This is a genomic window from Rhizobium lentis (genome assembly GCF_017352135.1).
In the GTDB taxonomy this organism is placed as follows: domain Bacteria; phylum Pseudomonadota; class Alphaproteobacteria; order Rhizobiales; family Rhizobiaceae; genus Rhizobium; species Rhizobium lentis.
The window spans coordinates 437500-454744 of the sequence record NZ_CP071454.1 but is presented as its reverse complement, the minus strand read 5'-3'; the positions used below and the strand labels follow the sequence as shown (position 1 = coordinate 454744).

Sequence of the window (17245 nt, the reverse complement as noted above, 5' to 3'; positions counted from 1 at the left end):
GCGCCGGGGGTAGGGATGGTGCTTCGCTCGGGGATCGCTTGGTTGAGATCGAACCTATTGCGGGCTGGCTGCTTGTTCAAATTACAAAAAAATAATGATTGCCGGAAAAGGCGGTCGGGGAAGCTTCGAAGCGATGGGCGCGGAGGCGGCCAAACGACGATGATGCTCAATTGACAAAGTCGATAAGGAATTGTTTTAGCGGCGGTTTCATTCCTCCTTCTTCTAAGTACGAGGTTCTTGGCGCAGGACTCGCCGCGGTGGAATTTCGACCGGTGAAGACAATAATGTCGCACCCCTGTCGCAGGTGCGGTAACGCGTTGTTGATCGAATAAGCGCCACCGCCGGCGACAGCTGCACTTGCCTGTGAATAGCGGGTTTTCGCGACAAGTTTCGTGGCATGGAGCGGCAAAGCAGCTTATATGGAGGTTGGCCAAGAGGTATAAATGCGCTTTTCCAACACTTTTCTCGATGAGATTCGCGACCGCGTTCCGATTTCGAACGTGATCGCGCGCCGCGTCAGCTGGGATAAGCGCAAGACCAACGTCTCGCGTGGCGACTACTGGGCCTGCTGCCCCTTCCACGGCGAGAAATCGCCGAGCTTTCACTGCGAGGACAGGAAGGGCCGGTACCACTGCTTCGGCTGCGGCGTAACCGGCGACCATTTTCGCTTCCTGACGGAGCTCGAGGGGCTGAGTTTTCCGGAGGCGGTGCAGCAGATTGCCGACATGGCCGGTGTGCCGATGCCGCTTGCTGACCCTGTCATGGAGAAGCGCGAGAAGGAACGCGGCTCGCTGATCGACGTCATGGAAATGGCGACGGCCTTCTTCCAAGACCAGCTGCAGACGGCAAATGGCGCAAAGGCGCGCGCCTATCTGCGCGATCGCGGGCTGACGGGACGCACCATCGAGACCTTCCGTCTCGGATATGCACCCGACAGCCGCAATGCGCTGAAGGAATTTCTCGCCGGCAAAGGCGTCACCAAGGAGCAGATCGAGGCCTGCGGTCTCGTTGTGCATGAAAACGTGCCAGTGTCCTACGATCGCTTCCGCGACCGCATCATGTTTCCGATCCTGTCGTCGCGGGAGAAGGTCATCGCCTTCGGCGGCCGCGCCATGTCGGCTGATGCGCCAGCGAAATATCTGAACTCCAACGAGACCGAGCTCTTCCACAAGGGCAATGTCCTTTACAATTTCGCCCGCGCGCGTCGCGCAATCCAGGGGCCGGGCCGTGGCGATCCGCAGGATGACAATGCGGCCGGCACTATCATCGCCGTCGAAGGCTATATGGACGTGATCGCGCTTCATCAGGCGGGGATCGAGAACGCCGTTGCGCCGCTCGGCACGGCGCTCACCGAAAACCAGCTCGAGCTGCTCTGGAAGATGGTTCCGCAGCCGGTGCTCTGCTTCGACGGCGACGGCGCCGGCATTCGCGCCGCCAATCGCGCCGCCGAATTGGCGCTGCCGCACCTGAAGCCCGGCCGCTCCGTCCGCTTCGCGCTGCTGCCGGATGGCAAGGACCCGGACGATCTGGTGCGCGATGACGGGCGGGCGGCTTTCGACAAGGTGATGAGCCAGGCAAAGCCGCTTTCGGAAATGCTGTGGAGCCGGGAAATCAATACCGGCAAGTTCGACACGCCCGAGGCGCGCGCCGAGCTTGAAGCGCGATTGAAACAGCTCGTCGCCGTCATCGCCGATGAGAATGTGCGCCGCCACTACCAGCAGGATATTCGCGACCGGCTGAATGCCTTCTTCCAACCGCAGTTCCTGAACCGCGGCAATGGCGAGCGACGCGGCTTCAACGGGCGGACAGGCCGCGGCAATGCCGGCAAGGAAGGGCCGAAAAGCCCGAACGTCATTTCCGACCGGCTTGCCCGCTCCGGCCTGGTGCGCGGCCATCAGGACAATACGGCGCTGCGCGAAAGCGTGCTGGCGCTGACGATCGTCAACCATCCGTCGCTGATGATCGACGATTATGACGAAATCGCCGCGATCGAATATGACAGCAAGCCGCTGCAGCGGCTCTGGTCGGCGATGCTCGGGGCTGCCGCTGCCGTCGCCGGTCCGCATCTGACGCGGGAATATCTGACCGAACGGCTGGAATTCGAGGGCTTCGGCCCACTCATCAAGAGCCTCGACCAGCAGGTGCGCAATGCCCGGCTGTGGACGGCGACCGAGGAGGCGGCGATGGAGGATGCGCGCGAGGGTTATCGCCAGGCGCTCGCCTTCCATAAACGGGCCAAAGCGCTGCGCCGCCAGAAGATCGAGCTCGAGCGCGAGATTGCGCTCGCGACCGAAGCCGGCGATGGCGAGGCGATAGCCCAGCTGATGCGGGCACAGCAGGAAGTGCATTTCGAAGGGGTGCGCCTCGAAAATCAGGAGGCGATCATCGACGGCTTCGGCGTGCTCTCCGGCCGCGTCAAAGGGGCGGCGAACCACTGATGCCGCTCAGCGAACGCGATGAACCGGGGTTTTCCGCTGCCGACGCGCTGTTTTCGGCCGGCCGCGCGCCGCTCGATGTGCTGAAGCAGATCTATGGCTATTCCTCCTTCCGCGGCAAACAACAGCAGGTGGTCGAGCACGTCGTGTCCGGCGGCGATGCGGTGGTGTTGTTTCCGACTGGAGCGGGCAAATCGCTGTGTTTCCAGATCCCGGCGCTCTGCCGGGAGGGCGTCGGCATCGTCGTTTCGCCGCTGATCGCCTTGATGCGCGACCAGGTGGAGGCGATGAAGCAGCTCGGCATCAGGGCCGCGGCGCTGAATTCTTCGCTGTCGCGCGAAGAGTTCGTCGAGGTTCGCCGCACGCTGTCGGCGGGAAAGCTCGACCTTCTCTACGTGACGCCCGAGCGGATCCTGACCGACGGGTTCCGCGAGCTCATCGCCCATGAGAAGATCGCGCTGTTTGCGATCGACGAGGCGCATTGCGTCTCGCAATGGGGTCATGACTTTCGGCCGGAATACCGCGAGCTCGGCCGCCTCGGCGAGCAATATGCCGGTGTGCCCAGAATAGCGCTGACGGCAACGGCCGATCCGCACACGCGCGACGATATCGTCGAGCGGCTGGGGCTCAACGATGCCGAAATCTTCACCACCAGCTTCGATCGCCCGAACATCGCCTATGAGATCGTCGAGCGCGACCAGGCGCGCCAGCAGCTCCTGCGGTTCCTCTCCGGCCATAAGGGCAACAGCGGCATCGTCTATTGCCTGTCGCGCGCCAAGGTCGAGGATACGGCCGAGTGGCTGAACGGGCAGGGTATCCGCGCTCTGCCCTATCATGCCGGCATGGACCGGCGGCTGCGCGACACCAATCAGGATGCTTTCCTGAAAGAAGAGAACCTCTGCCTGGTCGCAACCGTCGCCTTCGGCATGGGCATCGACAAGCCGAACGTGCGTTATGTCGCCCATCTCGACCTGCCGGGTTCGGTGGAGGCCTATTATCAGGAGACCGGGCGTGCCGGTCGTGACGGCCTGCCGTCCGAGGTCTGGATGGCCTATGGCATGGCCGACGTCATCCAGCGCCGCCGGATGATCGATGAGGGCAATGCCGCCGATGAGATTAAGCGGGTGGAGCGCGCCAAGCTCAACGCCTTGCTGGCGATCTGCGAAACCGCCTCCTGCCGCCGGCAGGCGATCCTTGCCCATTTCGGCGAGGCGCATGCCGGCCAATGCGGCAATTGCGACACCTGCCTGAAGCCGGTCGAGACCTGGGAGGGCACGGAGGCGGCGATCAAGGCGCTCGCCGCCGTCTATCGCACCGGCGAACGGTTCGGCGCCGGCCACGTCATCGACGTGCTGGTCGGCAACGTCAACGAGAAGACCGAGCGTTTCGGGCATATCGACATGCCGGTCTTCGGCGCCGGCAAGGATATTCCGGCGCGCACATGGCAATCCGTCTATCGCCAGCTGCTCGCCATGGGATTAATCCGCCTCGATCACGGAGCCTATGGCGCACTGAAGCTGGAGCCGGAGGCGCGCGCCGTGTTCAAGCACGAGCGGCAGGTCTTCTTCCGCAAGGACCGCCCGGCGTCGGAGCGTCGCACGAAGAAAGCCGAGCGCAGCGAGCGCAAATCCGGCTTGTCCGGCGCCGACGGCACGCTCTTCGAAGCGCTCAGGGCCGAGCGCATGTCGATCGCGAAATCGCTCGGCGTGCCGCCCTATGTCGTCTTTCCCGATACGACCCTTATTGCCTTCGCCACGGAACGGCCGCGCAGCCGCAAGGAACTGCTCGGCATATCAGGCGTCGGCCAGTCGAAGCTCGAGCGCTACGGCGATGCCTTCCTTGAGATCATTCTCTCGCACGACCGGTAGTCCGCGGAGATTGGCGACGGTCCCGATCCTGGAGCTGTTGGTCAGGCGAGGTCTGTGTGGTGGAAATCGTTGCCTTTGTAGAGAAGGCGCGTTTTCAACGCTTTGGCGCAAGCATATGCAAAGCAATCGCCGAAATTCAGGTCTGCCCGATGACCAATGACTTTTCCATAGCTCCTGCTTGCAGACAGTGCATCTTCGCCGATCTCCTGCGAAATCGAAATCTCTTCGAGACCCAGATCTTCGGCGAATGCGTCGACCGCCTCGGCTGATGCCCTTAGAAGGTCGGGTGTGGTTTTCCTGCCCGTCGGCGTCTTCTGGCGTGCGAGCGCCTGGATTGCCTCGAAGCGGACTAGCGGCGAGATGTGCGTGATGGGATCGCCCGAGGCCGCCAGAGACTTCTCCAGTTCTTCATGGCCGGGCTCTCGCGCAAGAATGGCGACGATCGCCGATGCGTCGATAAACATCAGGTATCCCACATTTCGTCGCTGAATTTCTTCATGTCGAATGACGGGTCGTTTGCTCCCATCGCATCCGCCAGCGATTTTGCGCGCGCAAGGCGTTCATGCAGTGGACGGCTTTGCCGCGCGCGCGTCAGCTCATGATGAAGGGCCGTTCGCACGGCGTCGGTTTTTGTCGCAGCCTTGGTCAGTCGCTGCAGCTCATTCGCAAGCTCGTCTACTTCAGGGTCTCGAATGTAAAGCGCCATGTTGATATTCCTTCTGCATATACAGATATCATTTTTGAATATTCATTTGAATTTCTCTCGCTGCTTCTCTCGCTGCGGACCCTTCTGAAAATATTTCGTACCGGATCGGCGACATCTGCACTTGCTTTGTGTTAATTGCAGCGCCCATCGGAGGACGTTTGGGGAAAAAGGGGCGTTTACAATGACAAAAGCATTTCTCTCCCACCTGCAAGCTGAGCTTGCCTCTCTTAGGGATGCCGGCCTTTACAAGTCCGAACGCGTCATCACCTCGAAGCAATCAGGCGAAATCGCCGTTGTTTCCGGCGAGCGGGTGCTGAATTTCTGCGCCAACAACTATCTCGGCCTCGCCGACAATGAGGAGCTGGCCGAGGCCGGCAGGAGGGCGCTCGACCGCTACGGTTACGGCATGGCCTCGGTGCGCTTCATCTGCGGCACGCAGGAGGAGCACAAGCAGCTTGAAGCGCGCATTTCCGCCTTCCTCGGCATGGAAGACACGATCCTCTATTCTTCCTGCTTCGACGCCAATGGCGGCCTGTTCGAGACGCTGCTTGGTGAAGAGGATGCGATCATTTCGGACGCCTTGAACCACGCTTCGATCATCGATGGCGTGCGCCTCTCCAAGGCAAAGCGCTTCCGCTACGCCAATAATGAGATGGCGGCGCTGGAAGAAGAGCTGAAAAAAGCCGAAGGCAGCCGTTTCAAGCTGATTGCCACCGACGGCGTCTTCTCGATGGATGGCATCATCGCCAATCTGCAAGGGGTGTGCGATCTCGCCGAAAAATATAGCGCGATGGTCATGGTCGACGACAGCCATGCGGTCGGCTTTGTCGGCAGGAACGGCCGCGGTTCGCCGGAACATTGCGGCGTCGAAGGGCGCGTCGACATCATCACCGGCACGCTCGGCAAGGCGCTCGGCGGTGCTTCCGGCGGTTATACCTCGGCAAAGGCCGAGATCGTCGAATGGCTCCGGCAGCGCTCGCGGCCCTACCTGTTTTCGAATACGTTGGCGCCCGTGATCGCCGCCGCCTCGCTCAAGGTGTTCGATCTCATCGAAAACGGCGATGCCTTGCGCAAGCGCCTTTCCGACAATGCCGATCTCTTCCGCAGCGAGATGACCAAGCTCGGCTTCAAGCTCGCCGGCGAGGGGCATCCAATCATCCCGGTCATGCTGGGTGACGCCAAGCTGGCGCAGGACATGGCAAGCCTGATGCTGAAGAAGGGGATCTATGTGATCGGCTTCTCCTTCCCCGTCGTGCCGAAGGGCCAGGCCCGCATCCGCACGCAAATGTCGGCGGCACATTCTAAGGCCGATGTGGAGCGGGCGGTCGCCGCCTTTGCCGAGGCAGGGCGGGAATTGGGTGTGATTTGAGCGGGGCTTGCTTCCTCTTCTCCCCAGTGGGGAGAAGATGTCCGTCAGGACAGATGAGGGGGTGAGCGAAGCGAGGTTTCGAGCGGTAAGCGAGAAACAATATTGGATTTGAGCGGTGTGCCGTGTGGCCCCCTCATCCGCCCTACGGGCACCTTCTCCCCGCTGGGGAGAAGAGGGAATAGCGAAGTCTGCGCCAAGCAAAGGTGGGATAGTTGAATGTCGAACATGATGAAGGCGCTGGTGAAGTCGAAGCCGGAAGTCGGGCTCTGGATGGAGAATGTGCCGGTGCCGGAAGTGGGGCCGAACGATGTGCTGATCCGGGTGAAGAAATCGGCGATCTGCGGCACCGACGTGCATATCTGGAACTGGGACCAGTGGGCACAGAAGACCATTCCCGTGCCGATGGTAGTCGGCCATGAATTCTCCGGCGAGATTGCCGAGATCGGTTCGGCGGTCACGCGCTACCATGTCGGCGAGCGGGTCTCCGGCGAAGGCCATATCGTCTGCGGCAAGTGCCGCAATTGCCGGGCGGGCAGAGGGCATCTCTGCCGCAATACGCTCGGCGTCGGCGTCAACCGGCCAGGTTCCTTCGGCGAGTTTGTCTGCATTCCCGAAAGCAATGTCGTTCCGATCCCGGATGATATTTCCGACGAGATCGCCGCGATCTTCGATCCGTTCGGCAATGCCGTGCATACCGCACTCTCCTTCGATCTCGTTGGTGAGGACGTGCTCGTCACCGGCGCCGGGCCGATCGGCATCATGGGGGCGCTGGTCGCCAAGCGGTCTGGCGCCCGCAAGGTCGTCATCACCGATATCAATCCGCACCGGCTGGCGCTGGCGCGCAAGCTCGGCATCGACCACGTCGTCGATGCATCCAAGGAAAACCTTGCCGACGTGATGAAGGCGATCGGCATGACGGAGGGATTCGACGTCGGGCTCGAAATGTCGGGCGCGGCGCCGGCCTTCCGCGACATGATCGACAAGATGAACAATGGCGGCAAGATCGCCATTCTCGGCATCGCGCCGGCGGGTTTCGAGATCGACTGGAACAAGGTGATCTTCAAAATGCTCAATCTCAAGGGCATCTATGGCCGCGAGATGTTCGAAACCTGGTACAAAATGATCGCCTTCGTTCAGGGCGGCCTCGATCTTTCGCCCATTATTACCCATCGCATCAAGATCGACGATTTCCGCGACGGTTTCGAGGCGATGCGGTCGGGCAATTCGGGCAAGGTCGTGATGGACTGGATGTAAGGGAGACCACATGCTCTATGAAGGAAGCTGCCATTGCGGCAACGTCGCCTTCGAGGTCGAAGGCGAATTCACCGAAGCGCTCGATTGCAACTGTTCACTCTGCCGCAGACGGGGCGGTACTGAAGACGCCCGAAGAAAATATCTCGACCTATACTTTCAACAGGCATGTCATTCGCCATCACTTTTGCGCCAATTGCGGCATCGCGCCCTTTGGTGAAGGCGTCGCCCCTGATGGATCGGCGATGGCCTCGATCAACCTGCGCTGCCTTCCGGCGCTCGACCTCGGCGCGTTGAAGGTGACGGCCTACGACGGCGCGTCGCGTTAGTCCGTCCGATATTTGCCCGGAAAGAGGGCGGCATGCCGCCGCCGCAACCGGGCAAAAGGTCGAAACAACGGGCGCGGCGGGCAAAATCCTTGCCACCCTTGTCTTTTGTTCGCCGCTTCTTAAATAAGGTTCGCAATCGCAGCCGCGGTTCAAAGCCTGTGGATAAGGCTTTTTCCGATTTTTCGTCGGCTTTTTTTCTGGAAAAGCTTGACGAGAACAAAAAATGTGGGAATCACCGTTCGACTTGTTGAAACGGTGAACAGGGTCAAGGCGGATCGCGCAACCATGGCCGGAAATCCAAAAGCAAGAAAGCTTTGCTGTCCGGTACCGGCGATCGTGGTTAATCAGACTTTAAATGTCATCCCGTTAGGTGGGCTCAGGTGATTGAAGGGCGACGCGAGCGGCGCGTCAAGGCCCTGAGACGGCCCATTCACCGTAGCGAGATTGGATAGCGTCAGGAAGGCGACGATATAAATGGCAACCAAGGTCAAAGAGAACGAAGACGCGGAAGTCGAACGCGACGGCGCAAGCGACGGCCCTCTTCTCGATCTTTCCGACGACGCGGTCAAGAAGATGATCAAGGCCGCCAAGAAGCGCGGCTACGTGACGATGGACGAGCTGAACGCCGTCCTGCCGTCCGAGGAAGTGACATCAGAGCAGATCGAAGACACGATGTCGATGCTGTCGGACATGGGCATCAACGTCATCGAAGACGAGGAAGCCGAGGAAGCTGGTGCTTCCGGCGGCGGCGATGACGACGACGCCGGCGGCGATGATGAAAGCGAGGGCGGCGAACTCGCGCCTTCGGGCGGCACCGCGCTTGCGACCGCCAAGAAGAAAGAACCGACCGACCGTACCGACGACCCGGTGCGCATGTATCTGCGCGAGATGGGCTCCGTCGAGCTTCTCTCGCGCGAAGGCGAAATCGCCATCGCCAAGCGCATCGAAGCCGGCCGCGAGACGATGATCGCAGGCCTCTGTGAGAGCCCGTTGACGTTCCAGGCGCTGATCATCTGGCGCGACGAACTCAACGAAGGCACCACGCTGCTGCGCGAGATCATCGATCTCGAAACGACCTATTCCGGTCCGGAAGCCAAGGCTGCGCCGCAGTTCCAGAGCCCCGAAAAGATCGAGGCAGACCGCAAGGCTGCTGAGGAGAAGGAAAAGACCCGGCGCGCCCGCTCGGGTGACGACGACATCACCGATGTCGGCGGCGAGGGCCTGCCTCCCGAAGAGGAGGAAGAGGACGAGGACGAATCCAACCTGTCGCTGGCGGCAATGGAAGCCGAGCTTCGCCCGCAGGTCATGGAAACGCTCGACATCATCGCCGAGACCTACAAGAAGCTGCGCAAGCTGCAGGACCAGCAGGTCGAGCAGCGCCTGGCGGCTACCGGCACGCTGTCGTCCGCCCAGGAGCGCCGCTACAAGGAGCTCAAGGACGAGCTGATCAAGGCGGTCAAATCGCTGTCGCTCAACCAGAACCGCATCGACGCGCTGGTCGAGCAGCTCTACGACATCAACAAGCGCCTCGTGCAGAACGAAGGCCGCCTGCTGCGTCTGGCCGAATCCTACGGCGTCAAGCGCGATAGCTTCCTGGAACAGTATCAGGGCGCTGAGCTCGATCCGAACTGGATGAAGTCGATCGGCAATCTGGCTGCCCGCGGCTGGAAGGAATTCGCCAAGGCCGAGAATACGACGATCCGCGACATCCGCCAGGAGATCCAGAATCTCGCAACGGAAACCGGCATTTCGATCTCGGAATTCCGCCGCATCGTGCACATGGTGCAGAAGGGTGAGCGCGAAGCCCGCATCGCCAAGAAGGAAATGGTCGAAGCGAACCTTCGCCTCGTCATCTCGATCGCCAAGAAGTACACGAACCGCGGCCTGCAGTTCCTCGACCTCATTCAGGAAGGCAATATCGGCCTCATGAAGGCGGTCGACAAGTTCGAATACCGCCGCGGCTACAAGTTCTCGACCTATGCGACGTGGTGGATCCGTCAGGCGATCACTCGCTCGATTGCCGACCAGGCCCGCACGATCCGCATTCCGGTGCATATGATCGAGACGATCAACAAGATCGTCCGCACATCGCGCCAGATGCTGCACGAGATCGGCCGCGAGCCGACGCCGGAAGAACTGGCCGAAAAGCTCGCCATGCCGCTCGAAAAGGTCCGCAAGGTCCTGAAGATCGCCAAGGAGCCGATCTCGCTGGAAACCCCGGTGGGCGACGAAGAGGATTCGCATCTCGGCGATTTCATCGAGGACAAGAACGCGCTGCTGCCGATCGACGCCGCCATCCAGGCGAACCTGCGCGAGACGACCACCCGCGTTCTCGCCTCGCTGACGCCGCGCGAAGAGCGTGTGCTGCGCATGCGCTTCGGCATTGGCATGAACACCGACCATACGCTCGAAGAAGTCGGCCAACAGTTCTCGGTCACCCGCGAACGTATCCGCCAGATCGAGGCGAAGGCGCTGCGCAAACTCAAGCATCCGAGCCGCTCCAGAAAGCTGAGAAGCTTTTTGGACAGCTAAGAAACTGCAAGCTGCGCTCGTGCCTCGACAGCTGAGGCTTCGACAATTGCCGTCATGATTGGAAAGCCGGGCTTCGTGCCCGGTTTTTGCTTTTGGGATTAATACCAATGATCCCGGCGGCTTTCTTGTCCCTCTATGGTGACAAGATTATAGTTTGGGCCACGGGGGAAGAAATCGATCGCCATGCGCGAGCGAGGACCGACGCATGCCCGTGTCGGGTGAATCCTCCGTTGGGAGGTGCGAAATGACCACTTACATTGTCTTGATCAACTGGACGGACCAAGGTGTGCGCACTGTTCGCGACTCGTCAAAACGGCTGGATGCGGCGAAGAAACTGCTCGGCGACATGGGCGGCTCCTTCAAGCAGTTCTTTCTGACGATGGGCGGCTACGACATGGTGGCTGTCTGCGAAGCGCCTGACGATGCCGTCATGGCGCGGTTTGGCCTGTCGCTGGCGATGGCCGGCAACGTCCGCACCCAGACACTGAAGGCATTCCCGGAGGCCGCCTATCGAGAGATCATCGGTTCGCTCGGCTAACGCATGCGGAGGTTTAGCGCCTCTTCCTGTCAAGGGCGCGGCCTCGGCTCCGCTGGCCGGTGACCCGTTGTCCACGTCTGAGGAGAGAACGGATGGCGCACCGGCCAGCGGATGGCTTCGGCGCGATCACGAGGTTTTTTGCTTTTGCGGCTTGATGCTGCCGACTTTAAAGGCCACATCGCTGCTGTGACAGACGACGTGGACCTGGCAGAGACGACTCACGAAACGGCAAGACGGCGGCCTGAAATCCGCTGGGGCGTTGCCGCGTCGGTGCTTCTGCATGTGCCGATCGTTGCCCTTCTGATTTTCGGCCTGCCGAAGATGGAGCTGAAGCCTCCGGAAGACGAGACCGTTAAGGTGGAACTCGTTCCCCCGCCGGAGGAGAAAACGCCGGAGCCCAAGCCCAAGGAAAAGCCGCCGGAGCCGAAGCCGCCTGAAGAGGCCAAGAAGGCATCGCCTCCGCCACCACCACCTCCGCCACCGCCGGCCAAGAAGCCGTCTGAGCAAGCCAAGTGGAAACCTATGCCGACCCTGAACCCTGTCACCGAGTTTGGAAGCAGGAATAGCGGTCCTGACGAGTTCATGGCCGGAAATTCTTCCCAAGGTGAAAGAAAACCCGCAACAACTACGCCGCAACGCGATAATGCATCGGAGCAAATGCCAACAAGGGCTGCTGCGGCGAAGTCGAAAACTGAGGCGCCTCCATCCAAACCCGTACCGGACGATGTGAAGCTCCCGGAGGTGGCCGCGATGGCCGTTTCTCCGGAGGCTAAAGGGCCGCCGACAGAAGCGTCTGACGAAGCCAATACAACTATCGAGCAGGGCGAACTGCCTGAGCAGAAGACCGCTGACAAGCCGAAAACGCTGCCTGACAGCAACGATCTGCGCGAGGCGAAAACGCTGTTTTCACGAATGGCAGATGGCAGTTTATTTGCGCAAACTGCAATGGATGGGCTTTCACGAAAACAGCGGGTGGCGACGCTTTGCACCACCGAGCTTCAGGGCCAGCTTATTCACGGTTCACCGGCCTATTTCCCACTCGCATTGCCGAGTTTCGGGTTGCGAACCGGTACCGTTCTTGATGTGAGGGATGCGGCGTTCGGCACAGCCAAGGGCTGGTTCCAGGTTCGCTTCCGTTGCGAAGTGGATCAGGGAGCTACAAAAGTCGTGTCGTTTGCCCACCAGGTTGGCGGCTTGATCCCCCGCGGTCAGTATGCGAAGTATGAAATTCGCGACTAAGTCCTCGCGGTCGGATCCCGTCGTACCGGCAACAAGCCACACGCAAGGAACCACACCTAGCCTCTTTTCATGGCCGTGATGGCACGGTGAAGAAGAGGACACATGATATGTCGAACGAGATCGAGCAGTTTTTGGAACGTCAGGACGAAGCCGTCAGCGCGCTGTTTCTGGAAAACAAGGGCGACGAGCTGACCGATATTCTGGTGGCGGCGCTCGAAGAGGCTTTCGAGATCCTTCTCGAATCTGCGCCCGCCGAAACGCTTCATTGACATCTTTCGGGACATTGCCGGCTGGACCGCTGACAGCACGTCTGTCCGGCTACCGCATGGAGCGCGATGCGCTGGGCCGGTCGGCGGCGCGCGTCTTCCGCCTGGAAGGCGAGGGCTTGCCGGCGCTCTATCTGAAGATCGAGGAGGCAGGTCCGTTCGGCGAGCTTGCCGATGAGGCGGCCCGGCTCGATTGGCTCAAGGCCGCCGGCCTGGCGTGCCCCGACGTGATTGCGCGGGAAGGCGACGGTGGGCGCAACTGGCTGCTGATCGGTGCGCTGCCTGGAAGCGACCTTGCCAGCGCTGCGGCGCTGACGCCGCTGGCGCGCGTCGAGCTGCTGGCGCAGGCGCTTCTCGATCTCCATCGCCTGCCGATCGCCTCCTGCCCGTTCGATCACCGACTGGAAAAACGCCTGCCGGCAGCGAAGGCGCGCATGGAGGCTGGGTTCGTCGACGAGGACGTTTTTGATGCGGCCCGGCTAGGCAAAAGTGCTGCCGCGCTTTTCGCCGATCTCGAGCGTCTGAAGCCTGGCGACGAAGATCTCGTCGTCACGCATGGCGATGCCTGCCTGCCGAATTTCATCGCCCTTGACGGCCGGTTCTCCGGCTATATCGATTGCAGCCGCCTCGGCGTCGCCGACCGCTATCAGGATATCGCGCTTGCCTGCCGCAGCATCGCCGATAATTTCGGCGAGGCGCTGGTGCAGCCTTTTCTCGATCGCTACGGCCTGCCGGCGCCGGATCCGGCGCGGCTCGACTATTATCAGCTGCTCGACGAGTTCTTCTAGGCAGCAATGATTGCGTCCTGTCCGTCCGGCTGGCAAAGTGGCGGGGACCGGACCTGCGGACCAGACATGCCGAAAAACCAGTTCAGAATGCTGCGCTCGACGCTCACTGGCGTCGAAGCGGTGGAAGCGGAGACGCATCACAGCTTCGCCAGGCACACGCATGAGCAGTTCGGCATCGGGCTCATTTCATCGGGGGCGCAGAAATCGCTCAGCGGTCGCGGCATGGTGGAGGCCGAGGCCGGCGACATCATCACCGTCAACCCGAACGAGGTGCATGACGGCGCGCCGATCGGCGAGGGACGATCCTGGCGCATCCTCTATTTCGACCCCGAGATCGTCACCGGCCTCTCGCAGGAGATCGGTCCAGGGCGCTCGGAAATCCCGCATCCTGTCATGCGCGATGCGGCGATGGCCGGCCGCTTCGAAACGCTGTTTTACGCGGCGACCGCGAGTGCTGCCGACGGCCTGCTTTGCGAGGAACTGCTGCTGCAACTCGTCGCCGATGTCATGCGCGAAGGCGGCGGCAGCGAAGAGAGGCCGCCGGTGCCGTCATCCATCCGTGCGGCGCGGGATCTGATCGACGACGATCCTCTTGCCGCCGTCTCGCTTGCCGACCTTTCCAGGGGGAGCGGGCTCAGCCGCTTTCAGGTGCTGCGCGGTTTTGCCAGGGCAACCGGATTGACGCCGCATGCCTATCTCATCCAGGCCCGCATCCATATCGCCCGACGGCTGATCGCGCAGGGTACGCCGCTTGCGGAAGCCGCCTTTGCCAGCGGCTTTGCCGACCAGAGCCATATGACGCGTGTTTTCGTGCGCAAATACGGCCTGTCGCCGCGGCTTTACGCCGATGCTTTTCTCTGAGGTTCGATTTCCAGCCACCCGCCCTCGTCCTTCTAGACTCCGCCTTCGGCCTGCGTACCTTAGGATGAGGGCTGTTCGTGGGTGACGCCCTGCAATTTCGTTCAAGACCCCGACCGGTCCCTGCTGTTTCTTCGGCGCATCCAATCGGAGGCGCGGAATGTCGAGACAGGTTCAAGGCTATTTCTATCTGGCGCTGGCCATGCTGACGGTCGGCAGCACTGTCATCGCGAGCAAGATCATTGCTTCGGAGCTGCCGCCGTTTACCGCCACCGCCTTACGCTTCGCCGTCGCTCTTCCCGTCTTTTTCCTGCTCATGCGGGTAATCGGAACCCGCTTGCCGAAACTCTCCAGCCATGACCGCCTCATCCTCGTCATTCAGGCCGGCGCCGGCAGTGTCGGATATACGACTCTGCTGATATCGGGTCTCAGCCTGACCTCGGCCGCCGATGCGGGCGTCCTCATCGGCACGCTGCCGGTGGTCTCGGCGGCGGTTTCGATCCTGCTGCTGCGCGAACGGCCGGGGCGGGCCCTGCTGCTGGCGGTGGCGCTGGCAAGTGCCGGCGTGTTTTCGATCGCCTTCAAGCCGGAGGCGACCGGCGGGTCGCTTGCCGGCAATCTGCTGATTTTCCTCGCGGTCATCTGCGAGGGCCTATTCATTCTCTTGAACAAGCGGCTGGCGGCTGACATTCCGCCGCTTGCCCAGTCGACGCTGATGACCGGCATCGGCTTCGTCGTCTCGATTGTTCCGGCGATCTTCGAGGCGCCCCTCGTGCATGGATTTTCCGCAAGCGCTGCCGCTGCCGTCGTCTATTACGCCCTGGTGCCGACTGTCGGCGGCTTCCTGCTCTGGTATGCGGGAGCGGAGAGGGTGAGCGGCACCGAAGCCGCGCTCTTCACGGCGCTTGCTCCGGTTTCGGCCGTCATGCTCGCTTTCGTCATCCTCGGCGAGCCAGTTGGCTTCAACCAGATTGCCGGCATCGCCTGCGTGCTGGCGGCCGTGTCCGGGCTTGCCTTTGCAGGAAACCACAGGAAATTCATCGAAGGGAAATGACCATGCAATTCAGCCATTCCGATGCGATATGGCAGGCTTTTCCGGAGCTTCGCGCCGGCGCGCTTTGTGCCGATGGCATTGATGCGGCGGCCGATGTCGAAGAGGCGGTCGCAAGTTTCAGCGCGATTGCCGGGGCCCGCCTGGCTGAAGCCCAGGAAAGCGAGTTCCCGGAGATCCAGGCCTGGCGGCGCGGTTTTTCCCGCATGGGCTTGAAGCCGACGCAGTATCGCTCGGCCTCCGAGGCGCTGCTGCGCCGCTTCCGCCAGGAATGCGTGCTGCCGCGCCTTCATCCGCTCGTCGATCTCTGCAATGCGATTTCACTCGCCTTTGCCATTCCTGTCGCCGTCTTCGACACGAAAGAAATTGCCGGCGATCTGCAGGTGCGGCACGCAACGGGGCATGAGACCTATCTCACCTTCGGCGGTCAAAGCGAACATCCGGAGCCTGACGAAGTGATCTTCGCTGATGGCGAAGGCAGAGCCCATGCGCGCCGCTGGACGAACCGGCAGAGCGGGCTTTCAGCGGTGCGGGAGACGACGCGCTCGGTGCTGATCGTTGCCGAGGCGCTGCATGCCGGCGCCGGCGAGGATACCGCCAGGCTGGTTGCGACGTTCGCCGAAGCGCTCGCGCATCACTGGCCGGTGACGGTGGCGACCGCTGCTCTCAGCCGCGCGTCATCGCGCTTCGAATTGCAGGCGTGAGTGGAGGAAGGTTCGAGGCTTGGGCCGGCGGCATGCGCGCCCTATCTCAGGGGCATCGTTATCTTCTGGAGACGAACCCATGTTGGACAAGTCGATCAAGATTCCCGGGCCGGACCATCCGATCACCGTCGAGCACAATCCCTGCCGCGTCGTCGTCACCGTCGCCGGCAGGACGATTGCCGATAGCCGCAACGCGCTGACGCTACGCGAGGCCTCCTATCCGCCGGTCCACTATATTCCGCGCAGGGATGTCGACATGTCGCTGCTTCAGCGCACCGATCACGCCACACATTGCCCCTACAAGGGCGATGCCTCCTATTACAGCATTGGTTTGGGCGGCGAACGCACTGAGAACGCGGCCTGGACCTACGAAACCCCTCATGCCGCCGTCAGCAACATCAAGGACCATCTCGCCTTTTATCCCGACCGTGTCGACGCAATCGAGGAATTGGCTTCGCCCGAGGCCGGCGCCTTCTGAGGATCGCCTGACGGCGGGCGCTGAAAATCGTTCGGGCGGAACCTGTCGCCTCCAGCTTCGTTAGGGGCATCACCGAAGGAGCATGCCGTGCCGAAATTCCACTTCCAGCTCTTCGATCGCGATGGTGTTGGCACCGAGACCGGATACGAATTCGAATCCGTCGAGGCTGCCAAGGCAGAGGCGCGAAGGGTCCTCGCGGAAATGGCAGCCGAAGGCCTGCCGACTGCGCCTTTGAACATGCTTTCGGTCGAACTTTTCGACGAAAGCCGCAAACCGCTCGCGGAAATTCGGCTGATTCTGGAAGAGATCGCGAAATAGAAGCGATCGGAATTCGACCGGAGGAATGCCTGTCGACGCGTCCCGGGCAATCGCGGAACTATGTCAAATTTAATTGCCGCCTGCCGGGGCGGGGTCTTAATGCATGTCGCCCGGAAGTGTGCGGATGACGACATGCATGAAAGCAAGGAGCTAGAGCGCATCCATCGACCGAGTCGAATTGATGCGTATATGGGACCCGGCGGCAACCAGAGGCCGTCATCGGATGACGTCGAGCCATTCATTGCTGAAGACGAGACTGGCGACTGTGACAGGATCGCCGCGCTCGTCGCGGACGGTGACTGCAATCGTCATGCGGTCACCTGCGGGCAACTCGTCTCGGGCCACGTCCAGCAGGATGCGGGTCACCTCTTTGGGGATGTCATCACGAGATTTGAGCTCGGTGCCGTGCTCGTCGCGGGTCGGACCTTCCCCGTTGTGTAGATCGAAATAGTAGCGAGCCATGTTCTTTCCTGCGCGTCAGAGAAGAAATAACCAGTGAAGACAATTGTTCCCGA

17 protein-coding genes and 1 pseudogene are annotated in these 17245 nt (G+C 61.4%); 15 read left to right on the top strand and 3 right to left on the bottom strand.

Annotated elements, in window-relative coordinates:
* Positions 1 to 443: 443 nt before the first annotated feature.
* Together dnaG and recQ are read left to right on the top strand one after the other, a co-directional pair.
* On the top strand, positions 444 to 2438 hold the full coding sequence (dnaG, locus tag J0663_RS02305) for a DNA primase (RefSeq protein ID WP_207242868.1): 1995 nt from the start codon (positions 444 to 446) through the stop codon (positions 2436 to 2438).
* On the top strand, positions 2438 to 4303 hold the full coding sequence (gene recQ, locus J0663_RS02300) for a DNA helicase RecQ (protein WP_207242867.1): 1866 nt from the start codon (positions 2438 to 2440) through the stop codon (positions 4301 to 4303). Before dnaG ends, recQ begins: the two co-directional genes overlap by 1 nt.
* 41 nt (positions 4304 to 4344) lie before the next feature.
* Here recQ and J0663_RS02295 read toward each other — a convergent pair whose 3' ends face one another.
* Both J0663_RS02295 and J0663_RS02290 read right to left on the bottom strand, forming a co-directional pair.
* The gene (locus J0663_RS02295) at positions 4345 to 4767 is read right to left on the bottom strand and encodes a type II toxin-antitoxin system VapC family toxin (RefSeq protein ID WP_207242866.1); all 423 of its coding nucleotides are present in this window, start codon (positions 4765 to 4767) and stop codon (positions 4345 to 4347) included.
* A complete protein-coding gene (locus J0663_RS02290) occupies positions 4767 to 5009 on the bottom strand; it encodes a type II toxin-antitoxin system VapB family antitoxin (protein ID WP_207242865.1) in 243 nt (80 codons plus the stop codon). Before J0663_RS02290 ends, J0663_RS02295 begins: the two co-directional genes overlap by 1 nt.
* 181 nt (positions 5010 to 5190) lie before the next feature.
* Here J0663_RS02290 and J0663_RS02285 point away from each other — a divergent pair, with 181 nt between their 5' ends.
* The 13 genes and pseudogenes from J0663_RS02285 to J0663_RS02225 all read left to right on the top strand — a co-directional run bounded on the left by J0663_RS02285 (position 5191) and on the right by J0663_RS02225 (position 16730).
* Positions 5191 to 6378, top strand: a complete 1188-nt coding sequence (locus J0663_RS02285) for a glycine C-acetyltransferase (RefSeq protein ID WP_207242864.1) — start codon at positions 5191 to 5193, stop codon at positions 6376 to 6378.
* 216 nt (positions 6379 to 6594) lie between these two features.
* A complete protein-coding gene (gene tdh / locus J0663_RS02280; RefSeq protein ID WP_207242863.1) occupies positions 6595 to 7632 on the top strand; it encodes an L-threonine 3-dehydrogenase in 1038 nt (345 codons plus the stop codon).
* 10 nt (positions 7633 to 7642) lie between these two features.
* Positions 7643 to 7958: pseudogene (locus J0663_RS02275) on the top strand (GFA family protein).
* A gap of 474 nt (positions 7959 to 8432) precedes the next feature.
* Positions 8433 to 10490, top strand: coding sequence for an RNA polymerase sigma factor RpoD (rpoD, locus tag J0663_RS02270; protein WP_207242862.1), 2058 nt, complete (start codon positions 8433 to 8435; stop codon positions 10488 to 10490).
* A gap of 244 nt (positions 10491 to 10734) precedes the next feature.
* On the top strand, positions 10735 to 11028 hold the full coding sequence (locus J0663_RS02265; RefSeq protein ID WP_207242861.1) for a GYD domain-containing protein: 294 nt from the start codon (positions 10735 to 10737) through the stop codon (positions 11026 to 11028).
* Positions 11029 to 11172: 144 nt separating this feature from the next.
* A complete protein-coding gene (locus J0663_RS02260; RefSeq protein ID WP_207244403.1) occupies positions 11173 to 12267 on the top strand; it encodes a DUF930 domain-containing protein in 1095 nt (364 codons plus the stop codon).
* A 107-nt stretch (positions 12268 to 12374) separates the two neighbouring features.
* On the top strand, positions 12375 to 12536 hold the full coding sequence (locus J0663_RS02255; protein ID WP_207242860.1) for a hypothetical protein: 162 nt from the start codon (positions 12375 to 12377) through the stop codon (positions 12534 to 12536).
* Between the two features lie 56 nt (positions 12537 to 12592).
* A complete protein-coding gene (locus J0663_RS02250) occupies positions 12593 to 13321 on the top strand; it encodes an APH(3') family aminoglycoside O-phosphotransferase (RefSeq protein ID WP_246590390.1) in 729 nt (242 codons plus the stop codon).
* A 66-nt stretch (positions 13322 to 13387) separates the two neighbouring features.
* Positions 13388 to 14182, top strand: a complete 795-nt coding sequence (locus J0663_RS02245; RefSeq protein WP_207242858.1) for an AraC family transcriptional regulator — start codon at positions 13388 to 13390, stop codon at positions 14180 to 14182.
* A gap of 157 nt (positions 14183 to 14339) precedes the next feature.
* A complete protein-coding gene (locus tag J0663_RS02240; protein WP_207242857.1) occupies positions 14340 to 15233 on the top strand; it encodes a DMT family transporter in 894 nt (297 codons plus the stop codon).
* A 2-nt stretch (positions 15234 to 15235) separates the two neighbouring features.
* Positions 15236 to 15934: a B3/B4 domain-containing protein gene (locus J0663_RS02235; RefSeq protein ID WP_207242856.1), complete on the top strand. Its 699-nt coding sequence runs from the start codon at positions 15236 to 15238 to the stop codon at positions 15932 to 15934.
* A 79-nt stretch (positions 15935 to 16013) separates the two neighbouring features.
* Positions 16014 to 16412 (top strand): DUF427 domain-containing protein, encoded by a 399-nt coding sequence (locus J0663_RS02230; protein WP_207242855.1) that lies wholly within the window; start codon positions 16014 to 16016, stop codon positions 16410 to 16412.
* An 87-nt stretch (positions 16413 to 16499) separates the two neighbouring features.
* On the top strand, positions 16500 to 16730 hold the full coding sequence (locus J0663_RS02225; protein WP_020921849.1) for a DUF6894 family protein: 231 nt from the start codon (positions 16500 to 16502) through the stop codon (positions 16728 to 16730).
* Between the two features lie 216 nt (positions 16731 to 16946).
* Here J0663_RS02225 and J0663_RS02220 read toward each other — a convergent pair whose 3' ends face one another.
* The gene (locus J0663_RS02220) at positions 16947 to 17192 is read right to left on the bottom strand and encodes a DUF6894 family protein (protein ID WP_207242854.1); all 246 of its coding nucleotides are present in this window, start codon (positions 17190 to 17192) and stop codon (positions 16947 to 16949) included.
* Between the last annotated feature and the right edge of the window lie 53 nt (positions 17193 to 17245).